At 57.4% G+C, this 18228-nt stretch carries 16 protein-coding genes; 4 read left to right on the plus strand and 12 right to left on the minus strand.

Going from position 1 to position 18228, the window contains the following annotated elements:
- Window positions 1-37: 37 nt before the first annotated feature.
- Entirely contained in the window at window positions 38-1612 is a 1575-nt protein-coding gene (purH, locus tag PLUT_RS02245) for a bifunctional phosphoribosylaminoimidazolecarboxamide formyltransferase/IMP cyclohydrolase (protein ID WP_011357195.1), read from the plus strand.
- 258 nt (window positions 1613-1870) lie between these two features.
- Here the strand turns inward: purH and PLUT_RS02250 are convergent, their stop codons facing one another.
- Both PLUT_RS02250 and queG read right to left on the minus strand, forming a co-directional pair.
- Window positions 1871-2356, minus strand: a complete 486-nt coding sequence (locus PLUT_RS02250) for a DUF456 domain-containing protein (RefSeq protein WP_041463998.1) — start codon at window positions 2354-2356, stop codon at window positions 1871-1873.
- 10 nt (window positions 2357-2366) lie between these two features.
- A complete protein-coding gene (queG, locus tag PLUT_RS02255; RefSeq protein WP_011357197.1) occupies window positions 2367-3311 on the minus strand; it encodes a tRNA epoxyqueuosine(34) reductase QueG in 945 nt (314 codons plus the stop codon).
- A gap of 94 nt (window positions 3312-3405) precedes the next feature.
- On the opposite strand from queG, the gene PLUT_RS02260 reads away from it, so the two are divergent.
- On the plus strand, window positions 3406-5325 hold the full coding sequence (locus PLUT_RS02260) for an FAD-dependent oxidoreductase (RefSeq protein ID WP_011357198.1): 1920 nt from the start codon (window positions 3406-3408) through the stop codon (window positions 5323-5325).
- A 177-nt stretch (window positions 5326-5502) separates the two neighbouring features.
- Here PLUT_RS02260 and PLUT_RS02265 read toward each other — a convergent pair whose 3' ends face one another.
- Both PLUT_RS02265 and PLUT_RS02270 read right to left on the minus strand, forming a co-directional pair.
- Window positions 5503-7044, minus strand: coding sequence for an IS1634 family transposase (locus PLUT_RS02265; RefSeq protein ID WP_011357199.1), 1542 nt, complete (start codon window positions 7042-7044; stop codon window positions 5503-5505).
- Between the two features lie 136 nt (window positions 7045-7180).
- Window positions 7181-7828 carry a hypothetical protein gene (locus tag PLUT_RS02270; protein WP_011357200.1) on the minus strand — a complete coding sequence of 216 codons (648 nt, stop codon included), beginning with the start codon at window positions 7826-7828 and terminating at the stop codon, window positions 7181-7183.
- A gap of 178 nt (window positions 7829-8006) precedes the next feature.
- Between PLUT_RS02270 and PLUT_RS02275 the strand changes: the two genes are divergently transcribed.
- Window positions 8007-8738 (plus strand): hypothetical protein, encoded by a 732-nt coding sequence (locus tag PLUT_RS02275; RefSeq protein ID WP_041463743.1) that lies wholly within the window; start codon window positions 8007-8009, stop codon window positions 8736-8738.
- A gap of 27 nt (window positions 8739-8765) precedes the next feature.
- Here the strand turns inward: PLUT_RS02275 and PLUT_RS02280 are convergent, their stop codons facing one another.
- The 8 genes from PLUT_RS02280 to PLUT_RS02315 all read right to left on the minus strand — a co-directional run bounded on the left by PLUT_RS02280 (window position 8766) and on the right by PLUT_RS02315 (window position 15711).
- The gene (locus PLUT_RS02280; RefSeq protein WP_011357202.1) at window positions 8766-9911 is read right to left on the minus strand and encodes a serine hydrolase domain-containing protein; all 1146 of its coding nucleotides are present in this window, start codon (window positions 9909-9911) and stop codon (window positions 8766-8768) included.
- 28 nt (window positions 9912-9939) lie between these two features.
- Complete coding sequence (locus PLUT_RS02285) at window positions 9940-10818, minus strand: MlaD family protein (protein ID WP_011357203.1); 879 nt, start codon at window positions 10816-10818, stop codon at window positions 9940-9942.
- Between the two features lie 20 nt (window positions 10819-10838).
- Window positions 10839-11573, minus strand: coding sequence for an ABC transporter ATP-binding protein (locus PLUT_RS02290; RefSeq protein ID WP_011357204.1), 735 nt, complete (start codon window positions 11571-11573; stop codon window positions 10839-10841).
- A gap of 4 nt (window positions 11574-11577) precedes the next feature.
- Window positions 11578-12372, minus strand: coding sequence for an MlaE family ABC transporter permease (locus PLUT_RS02295; RefSeq protein WP_041463745.1), 795 nt, complete (start codon window positions 12370-12372; stop codon window positions 11578-11580).
- 100 nt (window positions 12373-12472) lie between these two features.
- Window positions 12473-13333, minus strand: a complete 861-nt coding sequence (locus tag PLUT_RS02300; protein WP_011357206.1) for a PHP domain-containing protein — start codon at window positions 13331-13333, stop codon at window positions 12473-12475.
- A 152-nt stretch (window positions 13334-13485) separates the two neighbouring features.
- Complete coding sequence (gene uppP, locus PLUT_RS02305) at window positions 13486-14334, minus strand: undecaprenyl-diphosphatase UppP (RefSeq protein ID WP_011357207.1); 849 nt, start codon at window positions 14332-14334, stop codon at window positions 13486-13488.
- Window positions 14331-15002: an RdgB/HAM1 family non-canonical purine NTP pyrophosphatase gene (rdgB, locus tag PLUT_RS02310; protein ID WP_011357208.1), complete on the minus strand. Its 672-nt coding sequence runs from the start codon at window positions 15000-15002 to the stop codon at window positions 14331-14333. Before rdgB ends, uppP begins: the two co-directional genes overlap by 4 nt.
- A gap of 1 nt (window position 15003) precedes the next feature.
- On the minus strand, window positions 15004-15711 hold the full coding sequence (locus PLUT_RS02315) for a pyridoxine 5'-phosphate synthase (protein WP_011357209.1): 708 nt from the start codon (window positions 15709-15711) through the stop codon (window positions 15004-15006).
- A 145-nt stretch (window positions 15712-15856) separates the two neighbouring features.
- On the opposite strand from PLUT_RS02315, the gene PLUT_RS02320 reads away from it, so the two are divergent.
- The gene (locus tag PLUT_RS02320; protein WP_011357210.1) at window positions 15857-18226 is read left to right on the plus strand and encodes an endonuclease MutS2; all 2370 of its coding nucleotides are present in this window, start codon (window positions 15857-15859) and stop codon (window positions 18224-18226) included.
- Window positions 18227-18228: the final 2 nt, after the last annotated feature.

Here is an 18228-nt window from a genome sequence, read left to right on the forward strand (position 1 = left end):
CTCACTGCAAGTATACCATAAGATAACCATTCCTCAAATGTCTGATCCGCTTATCAAAAGGGCGCTGGTGTCGGTTTCCGACAAAACCGGCATCGTCGACTTCTGCCGCGAGCTTTCCTCCCTCGGCGTTGAGATTTTTTCAACCGGGGGTACCCTCAAAGCCCTGCAGGATTCCGGAGTCAAAGCGGCCTCGATCTCCCTCATCACAGGGTTCCCCGAAATCATGGACGGACGGGTCAAGACCCTCCATCCGAAAATCCACGGCGGCCTGCTTGCAGTCAGGGACAATGCGGATCATGTGGCACAGGCAGTCGAGAACGGCATCGGCTTCATCGACATGGTTGTCGTCAACCTCTATCCTTTTGAAGCGACGGTCGCCAGGCCCGGCGTTTCCTTCGAAGATGCCATCGAGAATATCGACATCGGAGGGCCCTCGATGCTGCGCAGCGCAGCCAAGAACAACGAGTCGGTCACGGTTCTTACCGACAGTGCCGATTACCCCTGCGTCCTTGCAGAGATGCGTTCCTCCGGCGGCAGGACCACTCGTGCCACCAGGCTTCGCCTGGCCCGCCAGGTGTTCCAGCTGACCTCCCGCTACGATGGTGCAATCGCCCGGTACCTCACCGGGGCTGAAGGTGCCGCTCCCGCTGCAGCCGAGACCATGACGGTGAAGCTTGAGCGCGAACTCGACATGCGCTACGGCGAGAACCCCCACCAGAGCGCGGGATTCTACACCCTCACCGACGGCGAGGGAACCCGCTCGTTCGGAGACTATTTCGAGAAGCTCCACGGCAAGGAGCTCTCCTACAACAACATGCTCGACATTGCTGCGGCATCGGGACTCGTTGAGGAGTTCCGGGGAGAGGAGCCGTCGGTTGTCATCATCAAACACACCAACCCGTGCGGTGTCGCACAGGCCCCGACGCTCGTCGAAGCATGGCACAATGCGTTTGCAACCGACACCCAGGCACCCTTCGGCGGCATCATCGCCTTCAACCGCCCGCTCGACATGGTGACGGCAGAGGCGGTCAACGGCATCTTCACCGAGATCCTCATCGCTCCTTCCTATGAAGAGGGCGTGCTCGATCTGCTCATGAAGAAAAAGGATCGCCGGCTTCTCGTGCAGAAGCAGGCACTTCCGAAAGGCGGATGGGAGTTCAAGTCCACTCCGTTCGGCATGCTCGTGCAGGAGCGCGACAGCAAGATCGTTGCCAGGGAGGACCTCAACGTGGTGACGAAGCGCCAGCCGACCGAGGAGGAACTCGGTGACCTCATGTTCGCATGGAAAATCTGCAAGCACATCAAGAGCAACACCATCCTCTACGTTAAGAACCGTCGCACGTTCGGCGTGGGAGCCGGTCAGATGTCGCGAGTTGACTCCTCGAAGATCGCACGATGGAAGGCTTCGGAGGTCAATTTAGACCTCCATGGATCGGTTGTGGCTTCCGATGCCTTCTTCCCGTTCGCCGACGGCCTGCTTGCCGCAGCCGAAGCCGGTGTCACTGCGGTAATCCAGCCGGGTGGCTCCATCCGTGACAACGAGGTGATCGAGGCGGCTGATGCCAACAACCTCGCCATGGTCTTCACCGGCATGCGCCACTTCAAGCACTGAGCAAACGATAAAGTTCATCGATCAATCTAAAGCCCGCATCGTCGGGCTTTAGTGGTTCTATGCCATTTCAGTCCAGATTATGATATGCCTCCGGACGGCCGCAATCGATCCTGTTCTCCCGGGAGGTTATGCGATGGGGTCCGGTTATTATGCTTTCCAGTTCAGCTATTAACCGGTAATACTCATTACTGGATGAGGGGGCTAAGCTTGAGATGCAAAAAAATCTGCCCGTCACTCCAGGCCAGGCGGGAGTTCAGTTCACATGAAGCGGGCCAGAAGATAGATTCCGACCATCATGAAGGCTGTGGCTATCCGGATGGCAGTGCCGAGCGCAATGCCGATCCAGACCCCCAGGCCCGACATGCCAGCTTCACGGAGGCCATTCTCTGCATAGAGTTCTCCTATCACCGCACCGATGAAGGGGCCGAGCACAATGCCCGGCAAGCCGAACCCAACACCGGCAACTGTTCCTGCTGCTGCGCCGATAAGGCCTGCTTTGCCTGCGCCGAACCGTTTGGCGCCGAGCAGGCCGGCAAGCATATCGAAGAGGTATGCGGCCAGGGTGAGGGCCGCAAGGATGGAAAGGGTCCCCCATCCTACAACAGCGAACCCTTCAGCCCAGGCCGCCAGCACCAGCCCCGCAAACACCAGCAGCACTCCAGGCAGTGCGGGCACGAGGAGTCCGGCAAAACCGGATATGAGAAGGAGGGCAGAGATTATCCAGAGTATGTCAGTCGTTTCCATGCTGTTTTCGTCAGGAACTGCGTTGTTCATTGGCAAGTACGGCCCGGGCGTTGCGTTTCAGCCGTTTGAGCCCTATCCGCCATATCGGCGTGCCGGCGAAGAGTGCATTGAATCCTGACCGGGTCAGCTGGAGGATCCTTTCGGGTTCGAGTCCGATGAGTTCCTTTCTGGGGGAGAAGGCAGGGTCTGGATTGATGGCCGGTCGCTGGTTATGGGGGCAGTGCTCCTGGCAGGTGTCGCAGCCGAAGAGGTTCCGGCCGATCATTGCTGATTCTTCAGCAGTGAACTCCCGTTTCAGCTCAATTGTCAGGTAGGATATGCAGCGGCGTGCGTCGATTTTTCCCGGTCCAAGGAGCGCTCCGCTCGGGCAGGCGTCAATGCATTTCGTGCAGCTGCCGCAGAGGTTCGGCAGCAGGGGGCGCTCCTCCCTGATTTCAATGTCGAGCAGGAGTTCGCCGAGGAAGACGAAGGTGCCGGCCGAGGGGACTATTGCGAGTGTGTTTTTTCCGGTTCTTGCCATGCCGGAGCGTTCGGCCCACTCCTTTTCGAGAACCGGGGCTCCGTCCACGGCGATGTATGCGTTCGGTTTTGAGTCACTCAGCCGTTCAATGCAGTCCAGGAGGGCTTCGGCCTTTTTCCGCACCACCGTGTGGTAGTCTGCGATCATGGCGTAGCGCGACAGTTTCGCCCTGCCGCCGGGGGGATTGTGGCGGTAGCTGACGGCCAGTGATATGACGGTTTTAAGGCCCGGGAGCAGGCTTTCGGGATGCCGGCGTGCCGGAGCGCCTGTTTCCAGATAGGTCATCTCACCGTGACGGCCATCCCTCAGCATCTCGTCATAGCGTTCAACAGCCAGGAATCCTGGAGGAGGAGCGGCAAAGCCTATGGAAGAGAACCCCAGCCGGAGAGCTTCCTGTCTGATCTTTCGGGCCAGTGTCGTGGGAGCTTCATGCATAATGAAATATAGGCGAATGCGTCGATTCTTCTTAAGTTACAGGATATAGCCCTCTGCGGCCGCAGGATATTTTCAGGACATTACCCATTTTTGTATGGACCGACGGGATTTTATCAGGAAGATTTTTTCACGCACGGGCATTGGTCTTGGTGTTGCAAGCGCAGCATCCGCAGGCCTCGTGGGCTCGTTCCAACCCCGGAAAGAGCTGTATGAAGACGGGCGGGGTTCTGCTGGAGGGGCTGAGGGGCCGGCAGTTCCGAGGAACTGTGTGGTGATCGGCGGGGGTCTTGCAGGCATCTCGGCCGCCATGGAGCTTGCCTCAAAAGGGATGCAGGTGACACTCGTCGAGTCCTCCACCTCACTCGGCGGCAAGCTCACCGGATGGGAGATTGATGCGCTCGGGAGCCGATTTCCTGTCGAGCATGGATTTCATGGTTTTTTTGACCAGTACTACAACCTCAATGCGATGTTCGAGCAGGCGGGCATCTCCAAAGAGGTATTCGACGCTTCTCCCGGCTACCCGGTGATGTTCAAAGAAAGGCCGCGCGAAATATACGGACAGACTCCGAAAGTGTTCCCTTTCAACATTCTTTCGGTCGTCAGCCAGTCCCGCTCGCTTGATATTGCATCATTCCTGCGCCAGTACCGCGGACTTCCTCCGGTGGTTGACATGTTCCGCTACGACTACAGCCGAACATTCGCCGAACTGGACGGCATTGATTTCATGGAGTACTGCCGCCGTGGGGAGATATTGCCGTCGTTCATCGACACGGTGCTGCATCCGTTCGCTGATGCCACGATGAACAGGATGGAGGTGCTTTCGGCTGCCGAAGCGATCCGCTATTTTCATTTTTATTTCATGGGCAGTCCCGAAGGGCTTGCATTCCGGATCACCAACCGCGACTGCATGACGGCCATCATCAACCCGCTCGAGTCCAAACTCAGGGAACTCGGGGTAAGGGTGCTGGCCGGGCACCGGGTGCTTCGGCTCGAGCATGACGGCGCCCGCATTTCAGGAGTCCGTATCGGTGGCCCGGCAAGCGGCGGGCTGGTTCTTCACGTCGACGGGGCTTCGATTCCCGATGAGGGGTGGGTGTCGATGCTCAGCCGTGAAGGCGTGCCCGTTCTGGTCGCCAGGGAAGGGTCGGGGTACCGCGCTCTTGATGGCCGCTGCACCCATATGGGTTGCCCGGTATCACCCGATCCTTCGGGAGATGGATTCTACTGCCCCTGCCACGCAGGCCGTTTCAACGCTTCGGGTGAGCCCATCGGCGGCCCACCGCCAACACCGCTTCCTCCGCTTTCGGTGACCTTGGAGGGCGGGACCCTGGTGCTCCGTTCAGGCGAAACGGGCGGTGACGAAGTGCTGCAATGCGAGTATTGCGTTCTTGCCGCAGATGTTCGTGGAACGAAGGATATCGTCAAGCGCTCCGGGCTGTCAAGCCCGGCATTCGAAAAGTCCGTTGCTTCACTGGGCGAGGCTGATCCTTATGCAGTCTACCGGCTTTGGCTCGATCGGCCGCTGGAAGGCGAGGGGTACCCGTTCTATACGGTCTCAGGGTACACCTACACCGATTCAGTGTCGATCTATTCGGCGTTTCAGGAGCCATTCATCAGCTGGGCAGGAGAGCGGGGGGGAAGTGTCGTTGAACTGCATGCCTATGCCATTGCGCCTGAAGACATGCGCTCTGATGATGAAATCCGCCAGGCCATGCTCAGGGAACTCCACAGCCTTTTCCCGGAAACCCTCAAGGCCTCGGTACTGCATGAAGTGTTCATGGTGCAGTCCAATTTCACACGCTGGGCGCCGGGTGAACACGCCGGACGCCCGGGACCGGAAACCCCGTTCCCGAACCTCTTCCTTGCCGGAGACTGGGTACGGGTCGATGCACCGGTCTTTCTCATGGAGGCGGCAGCGTTTACCGGCCGTATGGCTGCAAACGCTGTGTTCAGAAACGAAGGGGTCCGTTCTGTTCCGCTGCCAATCGTACCGATGGGCGGGATCTTTTCCTGACGGAGAGATCCAGGGCTGCGCTTCTGTTGTTGCTGATGGAATCGTCAGCCTTCCTGGCATTCTTCAGCTGTTCATCATACCTGTCGACATCCCGTTCAAGTTCCGCACATGCCTTGGTGGCGCGCATGCGGGTAAGGCTGTACTCACGGCTCTTGATGCTTTCCTGACTTCGCCAAATCAGTGCGGAAACTCTGGATCCAATAGTTTGATGAGTTCGCTGTTCGCCAGTTCGTTTGGATCCATTCGAAGGACATACACCTCCCCGGTTAGCTCATCACGGATATTGGCCTCCTGAACCCGCCACAGTTCGTCCCGGATCTGTCGTAACGAACGCCCTGTTTTGATCTCCAGGTATTTGCCCATCATCATGGCCATGAAGCAGACGAGTATATGCGATCGGATGGCCTCCTTCGTGTGATGGAAGATAGGTCTGGCTTTCAGCTCCAGGTTGTTCATCCGAAACGCCTGTTCGACATGCCAGAGATCCCGGTAGTTCGCAACGACTTCAGCGTCAGGCATCTCCTGCTCCGGGATGTTGGTGACATAGCCTTTTATGCCCAGCAGCTTCTCTGCTTTTGCCTGCAGGGCCGTATCGAATACGAATGGCTTGCCCTTCTCTTTGGACTTCTTCAAGAACTTGGCCCGCCGACCGGTTTCGTTCCGCTCAAGCAGCTTGAGTGCCCGCTCCACCTGCTTGTCAAACTCGCGTTTGTCTTTTTTGTAGCGTGCTTCAGAGAACTCGCAGATGACGGAGACTTTCTGCTCGGCATATGCATAGCTGAAGCGCCTTGATGCGGTGTCCATGCGGGGCAGTTCGTTGTGGATCTGTTCAATGAATCCAATCGAGGTATCTGCCAGCCGTGCACCTGCGATGTAGCGATACTCTTTGTTCTCAAGTTGCTGCATACGGGCTGTCGAGAGCATGGATGCATCGGCTACAATGAGCGGCCTGGTTTCTCCGACCCGCTCCTGGAAGCGGTGGACGGCATCCAGCATCGTATTGCCTTCGAAGGTATTGCCTTCAAATACCTCGTGCATCACCGGAAAACCCGAACGGGTGGTGATGAGCCCAATGACGATGTGCGGTTGCCGGGGTTTGTTGTCCTTGGAGAAGCCCGGTTTTTGAAAGTCGTGCTCCTTGAAGGATTCGAAGTACAGCGTGGTGACATCGTACAGCACCAGGCAGAAGTTCTCCTTCAGATCATTACAGGCGGTCTGGATGGCAGCGGTTTCGATTTCTTCCTGATGCTCAAGGATCTTCGACAGCGTGCGGTAGGCTGTCCGTTTGAGGTAGGACACGTTGAAGTACCGTTGCAGGAGCTCCAGGGTGCGGAGCTTTGAGGTCGGCTCAATGATGCGCATGAGTGCCAGATCAAGATACAGCTCCGGCAATCGGCCAAGGCCGCATTTGCGGGCGCAGGCAAAGAGGGTGTTGCGGGAAAACTGACGGGTGAGGCTGATGAGGGTGGTGTGGGCAAGGGCGTTCTGGAAGAGTGATGATGAAGGTGGCGCCGGTGTCCCGGCGAACATGCCGGGCTGCCTCTGATGCGCTTCGCCATAGGATTCCGCCCTTGCAGGCAGGACCTCGCATTCACGCTCATTATGAGCGCTGCCGACATGCTTGATGATGACACGCTTCCTCCCTTCATTGCGCACCACCTGAACGGCGGTTGCACCGGAGGCGGTTTTAACCTTTCGGACTGTCAAGTTCCCACGCATGGAGAAAAGAGAGCATTCGTGCGGATACTGGCGAATCAGAAAACACTAACCCACTTAAAAATAATGACTTGTTTTTAAGTGGGTTCCATTCCGGCCGACAGTGGTGAAGTCAGGAGGGCTGCGCTTCTTTTGTTGTTCAGCCTTCTTTCACTCCGTTTTTTTCTATAGCGGTGCTTTCATCGCTCGTCTCCGGATTGCTGCGGCTGAGGGCATCGTCCTCCTTTTGTGCTTTCTTCAGCTGTTCATACCTTTCGACATCCCGTTCAAGTTCCGCAAACGCCTTGGTGGCGCGCATGCGGGTAAGGCTGTACTCACGGCTCTTGATGCTTTCAAGGAATTCCGCATTGGCTTTGCCGACAGGGTAGCTAACAAGGACGTAAGCCCTGAAGAACTCACCTTCCTTGACGATATTCTGTTTGGTTACAACACTTCCTGCAAGGCATTCAGACGCAATGTTTTTCTCGACCTGAGAGAAGAGATCACCGGTTTTCGAGTCCATGCCGTTTCCCACTTCATCAATAAATCGCTTCTGGATTGATTTGACCTGTACGGCAACCTTTCTTGCGATTTCGGCCCTGCCGGCAGCAGTTGCCTTGTCAAGGGCCAGCTGCAGGTCCCTTGAACGCTGGGTGTTGGCGGCGAAGATATAGTCGTTGTCCTTGTGGATGTCGTCATACCATCCAGGTGCCTTCCCGAGTTTTGTCTCCTGGATTTTAGTGCTGCCGCAACCGGCGGTAAAGAGGATCATGCTCAGCGCGAGTATGGTCAGAACGGTATTTTTCATTGGTTTTCTTCTATTGGGGTTATTGAGAATTTCAGTGATGTCGTGGTGTTTCGGTCTTTTGATTTTACCGTAACAATTGTTAATATATGGCCGGTGCAATCAAAATCCAATAACAGCAGCCTTGCAGCTATGCATTTGCGCCATATTTATCCAATAACTCAAGACCTCCCCTGTCCCCATGCGCTACATTTTTTCAGAGCACTTGCATAAAACAGCAAAGACAGCAAAGATAGCAAAGACTTCAATGGTTATGGTCCTTGTGACCTCGTTGATGATGGCGACTGTGGCCGATGCCGCCGAGAAAACCTTTATACGCGAGTACCGGTATCGCGCCAGCGACAAGGACAGCAAGGTGAGCAGCCGGAATGCGGCTCTCGAGCAGGTTAACGCACTGCTTCTGAAGGAGACCGGCGCCTATGTCCAAAGTACCCTGAATACTGAAAAGAAGGAGACGGATCAGGGGGTTGACAGCCTCACAACGGAGGATATCACTGCCATATCGGCAGGTGTGACAAAAACGCAGATTCTCGAAGAGAGCTGGGACGGAACGGAGTATTACGTGAAAGCCGAAATTCAGCTGGATCCTGATGATATTCAGTTAAAGCTCGATCAGGCGCGGGTAAGCCGGGAAATGCTGCAGTTGAGCAAAGAGTCTATGGCGCAGAAGGGTGCTGCTGAAGTGAAGAGCGGAATTTTCGAAGATGAGATGTCCGTTGATGCCAGACATTCGGAGATGCAGCAGAATATGGATGCCGCTCTAGCGAAAAAGGATGAGGATCGGAAGCAGGGGCCCAATCTCTTTCTGATCATCGGGGGGCTTGCCCTGATTGGCGGCATTGTTGCGCTGGCGGCAGGTGGGGGTGGTTCTGACGGAGGTGATTCGGGTGGAGCCGATTCGGACAATGATTAAATCATGGTGCCGATATACTCGGTGCAGTTATGGGTTGGCTGGTGGTCCGATGGGCTTTTCCTCCCTGCAGCTGTATCCGAGGCATTCGGCAACCGTGGTGTGCAGCCTCGGGCGGAACTTCCTGATTTTTCTGTTTTCGGAACTGGGGCATACCCTGTTGCTGAGCATGATGACCGCCAGATCTTTCCGGGGGTCAATCCAGAGGCTGGTGCCTGTGAAGCCGAGATGGCCCCATGAGTCCTTCGAGAAGCAGCTTCCGGTGGATGCATAGCCTTCCAGTGAACGGAGGTCCCAGCCGAGTGCTCTTTCATCGTTGCCATTTCGCCTGGTGAACTGGCGGATTGTGGATTGCCGGAAATACCTTACACCGTCCTGCCTGCCGTCGTTCATGAGCATCAGGGTGAAACGGATGAGGTCGCCGGTGCTGGAGAAGAGTCCGGCATGGCCTGCCGCACCTCCGAGGATTGCTGCGTTCTGGTCATTGACGAGTGGACGGGGCCCGATCTTTGTGTTCCATGTGCTGTCGCGTCCGGTCGGCGCTACCCTGCGCAGCATCTCCCCGGATGGGTTGAAGGATGTCGACTGCATACCGAGCGGCGTACTGAAACGGGCGCGGAAATTCTCTTCGAGGCTTCTTCCCGTAATCTGCTCCACAATCGTGCCGAGGATGATGAACCCGTTATCACTGTAGGCGGTGGCGGTTCCGGGTTTGGTCAGGAGCGTGTCGTTGCAGATTGCTGCAATCAGTTCCTGCGGGGTGGAGCAGGTTTTGATATACCATGCATGCGGCCGCAGTCCGGAGGTGTGGTTGAGGAGCTGGCGGATGGTGATGTCGTTCTTGCCGTTCCGGCCGAATGGCGGGAAGTATCCGGCTGCAGATTGGTCGAGCTTGAGCGAGTCGCGCTCAACGAGCTGCATGATGGCGGCAGTCGTGGCGACAGCTTTTGTCAGGGATGCAATGTCGTAGACGGTGGAAGAATAGGCTGGCTTGGGGCTGAGTCCGCATCCGATGGTTCCGAAGGCTTCATGGAAGATTGTGTTGCCTCGGTAGATGACGGCGATGGAGGCTCCTGGAAAGACGTTTTCATCGACCCCCTCCTGCATAAGTCGCCGTACAGGAGTGAAATCAAACTCTTCGGCCCGGAGCGGAAACGCTGCAGGGCCGAATGTCATGAAAAGAAGAAAGGCGAGTGTTACTGGCCTAAAAAAGCGTGAAGCGGACATACCGTTCGGGCCGTTTTTTGAGGTCCACCATGAGGGTATCGAGCGATGAGAGTGCCTTGGTCAGGTTGTCGTAGAGTTCCGGGTTCCGGCGCAGCTGGCCGAGGGTGCCTTCGCCGCTGTTGATGGCAGTCATCAGGGAGTCGGTGGTGGCGGCCGCGTGCTGGATCTTTGCGATTGCATCGGTGGTGTTGTCTGCCAGCTTCGGGTCGTTGATGAGTTTCGGCAGCAGGCCGTTGCCGCTCGAGGCTTTGCGTGAGACGGTTGCAAGCTCGTCGGCTGTACTGCGGAGGCTGCTGATGGTAGCGACAAGTTCACTGCCCATTTTCTCATCGGAAATCAATCTGCCGGCAACGCCCTTTCCGCTCTGGAGCTGTTCGAGAAGGGTGTTGATGTTCTCCAGTGCCTTTGATGCTCCTGTGGTCAGCCCCGCCATGCCGTCGTTGGCGTCAAGTGCGATGAAGTCGCCGTCCTGGACCGGTTCGCCTTTTCCGGTCATGATGTCCACGTACTTGTCGCCAAGCACGCCGAGCGAGCGTATGGTCGCCTTGGAGTCCTTGGTGACGAGGTTTGCGTATTCGTTTCGGATCCTGAGATCGGCTACCACGAGAAGCGAGTCATTCTGGCTGGTGAACTCCATCTTCGAGACGGTTCCGACTTTCTTGCCCGATACCGACACGAAATTGTTTTCAGTCAGACCCTGCATGTTTCCAGCCAGCACCTTTACGGTGGTCACTCCGGTGAACAGGCTGCTGTTTTTTCCGATGACCAGCCCGAGATAGGCGGCAAAGCCTATGCCGAAGATGAAAAAAATGCCGGTCTTCAGGTCGCTCCATTTCAGTGCGTTGGGATTTCTCATGCCCGCTTGTTCGTTTGGTGTTACAGTTCAAGAATTTTGTCGGAGAGGATGGATCGGATGAATGGATGGTCCGATCCGTGCAGTTTGCTGGTGGCATCGTCAAAAATAATGCCGCCCTGATAGAGTACCGCCACGCAGTCGGCGACATTGAAAACGTCATCGATGATGTGGGTGACGATCACCGCCCCGAGGTTGTTGTGGTGTCGAAGGGAGCTGATAAGCGTCAGGATCTTTTTCGAGCTGACGGGATCAAGCCCCGCTGTCGGCTCGTCGAAGAGGATCATGTGAGGTCTGAATATCAGCGCCCGGCCGATGGCAACCCGCTTGCGCATGCCGCCGCTTAGGCTTTCGGGAAGCTGTTCTTCGTAGCCCTCAAGCCCTGCGAACTGGATCTGTTCGGTTACCCTTTCCTGAACCTCCTTTTCTGGGAGGTTGAGGTTTTCACGGAGGAAGAATCCGAGGTTCTGGCTGATGCTCATCGAGTCGAAGAGGGCGTTGCCCTGGAACACCATGCCCATTTTCCTCCGGATCGGATAGAGTTCCGACTCCTTCATTGCGGAAATATCCGTGCCGTCGACAAACACCTGGCCGGAGGTTGGCTTTATCAGTCCGAGCATCAGTTTCAGAATGGTGCTCTTGCCGACGCCGCTCGGTCCGAGGATCGCCTTGATGGTGTTGTCTTCAATGGTGAGGGAGACGTTTTTCAGGATCTCCTTTTCACCGTATTTCAAGCTGATATTGCGTAGTTCAATCATGCCGTTACATGTTTTCCAGGACGATCTTTGAAACATAGAAATTGGCGATCAGTACCAGTCCCGATGAAACAACGATTCCCTTGATGGTGGAACGGCCGACGCCGGAGGTTCCTCCGCTGGCTGAAAACCCGTTGAAGCTGCTGACGAGGGTGATGATGACGGCGAACACCGGAGCTTTTGCGAAGCCGACGACGAAATCCTTCAAGGCGAGCCGCGGGTATACCGAGTTCCAGAAAATGCCGGGGTCAAGGTGATGGTAGTGTTCGGCCATATAGGCCGCGCTGTACAGGCCGGCAAAGTCTGAGAGGGCCGTCAGCGGGAGGAACATGATGAGTGCGGCCAGAAGGCGCGGCATGACGAGCTTGGCTACGGGGTCAGTGCCGAAAGCCCTGAGTGCATCGATCTGCTCTGAGATCTGCATTGCTCCGAGCTCTGCTCCATTACGCGAACCGAACCGGGCGGAGAGCATGAGGCCCATAAGCAGGGGACCGAGCTCGCGGATGACGGAAATGGATGTGGAGCGGCCGAGCATGGTCTTGGCCCCGAAGTCCTCGAGGAGGTTGCCGACTTCGATTGCAAGCAGAGAGCCGATGGAGATGGCGCTGACGAGCACGATGGGGATGGAGTCTGCTCCGCAGATGGCCGCCTGGTCGAGGAAGTCCCGCCAGTAGCGCCGGATTTTCGGCATGGTGGCAAACGCCCGCACGGAAAAAAAGAAAAAGTCCTGCATGGTGAGGAAGAACCCTTTGATCCGCAGGGTCAGGTGGTGCCCCATGTTCCGTATGTGGGTTGCTGGCATGGCTAAAGGTACAATGCGGCAGGCACCGCCGGAGCGGTGAGGCCAGTAAAATGAGTCCGGATTATAGCAAAAATCGGGCAATTCACCAATCAGGGGTCCCTCAGGCCTTGACCAGCCTGCTTTTCATTTTCTCCACCCAGTCACCCGGAATCGTCACCCTGCCGAACGTGTCATCATCCCGATCCTTGAGGCCGTGGTAGTCCGATCCTCCCGAAAAGAGCATGAAGTACTCGTTGGCGATTTCCCGGTAATAGTTCTGCTTGTAGCTGTCGTGCGAGGGGTGTACGATTTCAATGCCGTCGAGCCCCACGGTAATCAGCTGTTTGAGGATTTCGTCGGGAGCGCTCTGTGCCGGATGCGCAAGGAAAGAGAGTCCCCCGGCTTCATTGATGAGCCGTATGACCTCCGCCGGATGCGTTTCGATGCTTTTGACGTAGGCTGGGCTGTGGGCTCCGAGGTACTTGCTGAACGCTTCGCTGAAGCTTTTCACATATCCTCCGTCCTGCAGCACCGCCGCGATATGCGGCCTGCCGACGCTGCCGTTCTGGGCCTTGAGAATAATCTGGTCAAGACCAATCTTTACGCCCATTTTGGCAAGTTTGCCCACCATGCGCTCCGCCCGTTCGGTGCGCAGGTGCCGGCAGTGATCCAGGTATCCCGTGAGGGCCGGGTGCCGGTGGTCGAAAAAATATCCAAGGACATGAATGTCGTAGCCCTTGTATGTCGAGCTCATCTCCACACCGGGAATGAGCTCTATGCCTTTGGCTGAGGCTGATGGCTTTGCTTTGTCAATACCTGCTACGGAATCATGGTCTGTGATGCTGATTGCTGACAGCCCGGCTGAGGCTGCCTTATCAACGATCTCCTCTGGTGTATGGATTCCGTCCGAACATTTGGTGTGTATGTGTAAGTCTGCTTTTTCAAAGCCATTATGCCCTGCGCCGGATGAGCTCGGAGGCATGGCTGTATGGTATTAAAGGGTTAAGGCCTATATCTCTATATATAAGAAAAATTCACCACTGTCTGGTAGAAAACAGAATTATTCTGCAGCCTAAAAAGTTGCATCAGGGGGCCCGGCATGCCGCTCAATGGGCTCTTTGTGCCCGGGCTGTTTCAGGGCAGGATGGTGCCGCCGCCAAGCAGCAGGAGGAGTCCCGCTCCTGCTGCAAGCCGGTAGGCGATGAAGATGCTTGTGGTGTGGCTTTTGAGGTAGTTCAATAGAAACGCGATCGACAGGTACCCGACAATGCCGGAGGTTATGGTCGCGACGGCGAGGTTCATGATGTTGCCCGGATCGGCAGTGATGAGATCCCAGGTCTTGTAGAGTTCGAAGGCGCCTGCGGCAAAGACGGCCGGAAGGGAGAGCAGGAAGGAGAACCTTGCTGCGGTTTCTCGTGAGAGATTCAGCAGGAGGCCGCCGGTGATGGTGGTGCCGGAGCGCGATGAACCCGGGATAAGGGCGATGGCCTGCGCAAGCCCGATGAGGAGCGCCTCTTTCCAGCCGATGTCTTCCATCGATTTGAGGGGATGTCCCTCTTCCAGCCGCTTTTTTATCTTCCATTCCGCCAGGGAGAGCACGAGCGCAAGGATGATGAGGGCTCCGCTGATCCAGTAGAGCGAGCGGAGGGTTGTTTCGATTTCATGCTTGAAAAGCAGTCCGAATGCAACGATCGGCAGGGTGCCGGCGGCGATCATCCAGCCCATTTTTGCCTCTCCGTCATGGAGCGGGTTTCCTTTCCAGAGCCCGGTTGCGACGGATTTTACGATAGAGAGAATGTCGCGCCGGAAATAGAGCATGACGGCACCGAGCGTCCCGATCTGGATGATGGCCGTGAATGCGGCACCGGGGTCTTCCCATCCCGCAAGGGCGGGGATGATGCGGAGGTGGGCCGTGCTGCTGATGGGAAGGAACTCCGTCAGTCCCTGGATGATGCCGAGCAGGATTGCCTGGATGAGGGTCATGGTTGTGTATTGGTGATGGTATGGAGCCAGGAGATGGTCCGCTTGACGGCCAGAGCGCGGTGGCTGATCGTGTTTTTTTCTTCGGGAGTCATCCGGGCAAAGGTTTTTTTTGTGGCTTCCGACCTGAATACCGGGTCGTAGCCGAATCCGCCTTTGCCTTCGGGTGCCGTGGTGATGCTTCCCTCTGCCACACCCTCCTCGATATGTTCGAACACCCGGCCGTCATCGTGGCCGGGGATGGTTCCCTTGAGGGCGATCACCGTCCGGAACCGGGCACTGCGTTCCACTTTCCCCTCCATCTCCTGGAGGAGGTGACGGACATTGTCACTGTAGGAGGGTTTTTCTCCCTCCGGCCTCGGGGCGAACCGTGCAGAATAGACTCCAGGGCGTCCGCCGAGCTGGTCTACCTCAAGGCCTGTATCGTCGGCAAAGGCGATCATGGAGGGGAACTTCGCCGAAAGCATCTCGAAGATGGCTCGGGCTTTCAGGATGGCGTTGCCCTCCAGAGTCTGTTCCGTTTCTTCGATATCGACCTCGATGCCTTCATCCATGAGGGTCGTTACCCTGAACCGGGCTGAAATGCTTTCCAGAAGCGGGCGCAGCTCCCGTACCTTGTCCCTGTTGCCGGTGGCGAGGACGATAGTCGTGATATCCGGAGGTGTCTGCATCTCAGCCGATGAGGTCGAGCATTTCCCGGACGGCCTCGGGGATGCCGACGAAGGCTGCCCGTGCAATGAGTGCGTGGCCGATGCTGACTTCCTCTATCTCGGGGATCTGGCGGAACGGCTGTATGTTGCGGTAGTTGAGTCCGTGGCCTGCGACTACCTTGAGACCACGGTCTACGGCATATTTTGCCGCATGCCGGATCCGTTCGAATTCCGCAGTCTGCTCCTCTCCGCTTTTCAGGGCGTATGAGCCGGTATGGAGCTCGACGAGGTCCGATCCGGCTTCGGCTGCCAGATCGATGGAACGGCTGTCGGGTTCGATGAAAAGGCTGACTTCGATGCCAGCAGCCCGTATTGGTTCGATGAAAAGGGCGAGCCGCTTGAAGTGCCGTTCGATATCGAACCCGCCCTCGGTTGTCAGCTCCTCTCGTTTTTCAGGCACGAGGGTGATGAGTTCCGGTACTGTTTCGATGGCGATCCGCTGCATTTCTTCCGTCATGGCCATCTCCAGATCGAGCTTGGTCTTCACCGAGCGGCGGAGCCCTTTGAGATCGTTGTCGCGTATGTGGCGACGGTCTTCACGCAGATGGCAGACAATACCCGCTGCGCCGCTTTCCTCGGCAAGCAGGGCGGCTGCGACGGGGTCGGGCTCGCCTTCATTGCGTGCATTGCGGAGGGTTGCGATATGGTCGATGTTGACGGCGAGGCGCATGGTGCATTCAGTATGATGATTCCGGAGGAAACGACGCTTTTTTCTGCATTGCGAAAGTAATGAAAAAATGCGCAAAGCGGCAAAACTCTCCGGCCCATCGCGTATCTTGCCATCCAACCGCAAACCATACGGGAAACGAGACGAGATGGCAGAGGGTACCTCCAGAAAACTTGAATTCGACAGGGTCGTCGCCCATACGGCGGGCTACGCCCTCTCAGTCTACGGACGCGACACCCTGTCTTCCTCTCTGCCGTTTTCCGGGCACCGGGAACTGCAGGAGGAGCTCGAGCGGGTACTTGAGCTGAAAGGTTTTCTCGAAGAGGGTTCCACGCTCCCTTTCGATACCCTTGCGGACATGCGCCCCCTGCTTGCCACGCTCGAGATGCATGGGGGTGTGCTTGAGCCCGGCGAGCTTCAGGATCTTCACCTCTTTCTTGATGCAGCAGCAGGGCTCCGGCGCCGAATGGTCCGGGAGGCCGAGCTCCGGCCCCGCCTTGCCGTGTTCGGGGCCGGGATTCCGGAGGATGCTTTTGTACGGCCGGTCATCAGGGAGGTCATCGACGAACAGGGGGTGGTGAAGAGTTCGGCCAGCGGAGAACTTGCCCGGATCCGCCGTGCCCTTGTCGACAGGCGACGGGCGCTCGGGCGCACGCTGGAGCGGATCCTTGGCGGATGCCGCTCGAGCGGCTGGCTGATGGAGGATACCCTTACCATCCGCAATGGCCGCCAATGCCTCGCGATGCGCCTCGAGTACCGCCACCGTGTGCCGGGCTTTGTGCAGGATTACTCTGGCAGCGGCCAGACCGTTTTTCTTGAGCCTGCCGAGTGCATGGAGATCACCAATGCCATTCTCGAGGGAGAGATCGAGGAGCGGCGGGAGATCGAGCGGATACTCAGGGAAACGACGGCCAGGATCCGCCCTGAACTTCCCGATCTTCTTTCGGGCGCATCCCTCATGGCGGCCTTCGATTCACTCTATGCCCGTGCCCGTTTCGCACTCGAAACCCGTTCCGTGCTGCCAGCTCTTTCAGAGGGAACGGAGTTCCGCATCAAGCGGGGTTACCATCCCTGGCTGCTTATTTCCCACCGCGACCGCGAAGTGCTGCCTCTTGATCTGGAGCTCGGTTTAAATGAACAGGTGCTCATCATTTCGGGCCCGAACGCCGGAGGAAAGTCCGTTGCCATGAAGACAGCCGGCCTGCTCTCCTTCATGCTCCTGCACGGTTATCTTCTGCCCTGCAGCGAAAGCTCCGTTTTCCCGCTTTTCACAAGCATCGGCATCGAAATCGGCGACGAGCAGTCCATCGAGAACGATCTGTCGACGTTCAGTTCGCACCTCCGCGAGGTCCGCCGCATCCTCGATGCGGCAGGGCGTGGATCGCTGGTGCTGATCGACGAACTGTGTTCGGGGACCGATGTCGAAGAGGGGAGCGCCATTGCCCGCACCATCATTGAAGAGCTCCTCCGGCGCGGTACGAAGGCTATCGTCACCACCCACCTTGGAGACCTCAAAGCATACGCCCACAGCCGCGAAGGCGTGGTGAACGGCGCCATGGAGTTCGATCGCCGGGCTCTCCAGCCGACCTTCCGCTTCATCAAGGGCGTACCGGGCAGCAGTTTCGCTTTTGCCATGATGCAGCGGATGGGATTTCCTCCCGCCATGGTCCGGGAAGCCGAATCCGCCATCGGCGAAGGCCACCGGGGCCTGGAGGAACTGCTCGAGGACCTGCAGGAGCTCCTGGCCTCCAACCGGTTGCTCCATCTGGAGCTTGAAGCGCAGTCAGCCAGTATTCTATTGAGGGAACAGGCCGTCACGGAGGCCGAAAGCATGCTCCGGCGACGGGATCGGGAGCAGAGACAGAAGGCCTCGAAGGAACTGCAGCGGGAGCTGCATCGGGCGCGTCTCGAGATCCGCGACATTCTTGCCGAAGCCAATGCGGCGGCCGGAGACCCGCGTGCCGTTCAGGAGGCCCGTCGGAAGCTGGCATCAAGAGCCGGTGATGCTGAAAAAAAAGAGGCTCTGCTCCTGGATGCCCCGGCCCCGACCCTCGATCGGAGCATCCGTCCCGGGGATCTTGTCCAGCTCCTCGATACCTCGGCATCCGGAGAGATCGAAAGCCTCAGGGGGGACATGGCCGTCGTACTCTGCGGTACCTTCCGTCTTACCACATCGCTTTCGAACCTCGAGAAGACCTCGAAACGCCAGGTCCGCAAGGCGGCCGGCGCCCCGGCACCCCGTTTTGTGGGATGGAACGCAACTACATCCCCTGTAGAATCAACAACGCTTGACCTGCGCGGCCTGACCGGCGACGAAGCTGCCGTGAAAATCGAGCGCTTCCTCGACGCTCTCCGGCTCAACCGCATCGAGCGTGCCACCATCATCCACGGCATGGGCACCGGTGCCCTCCGCCGACGCACTGAAGAGGTGCTTCGAAACCACCCCCATGTCCACTCCTGGCGATTGGGAGGGCAGGGCGAAGGGAGCTCGGGAGTGACTATCGTCACGCTCGCCTGAAA

Source organism: Pelodictyon luteolum DSM 273, assembly GCF_000012485.1.
Taxonomy (GTDB): Bacteria; Bacteroidota; Chlorobiia; order Chlorobiales; family Chlorobiaceae; genus Chlorobium; species Chlorobium luteolum.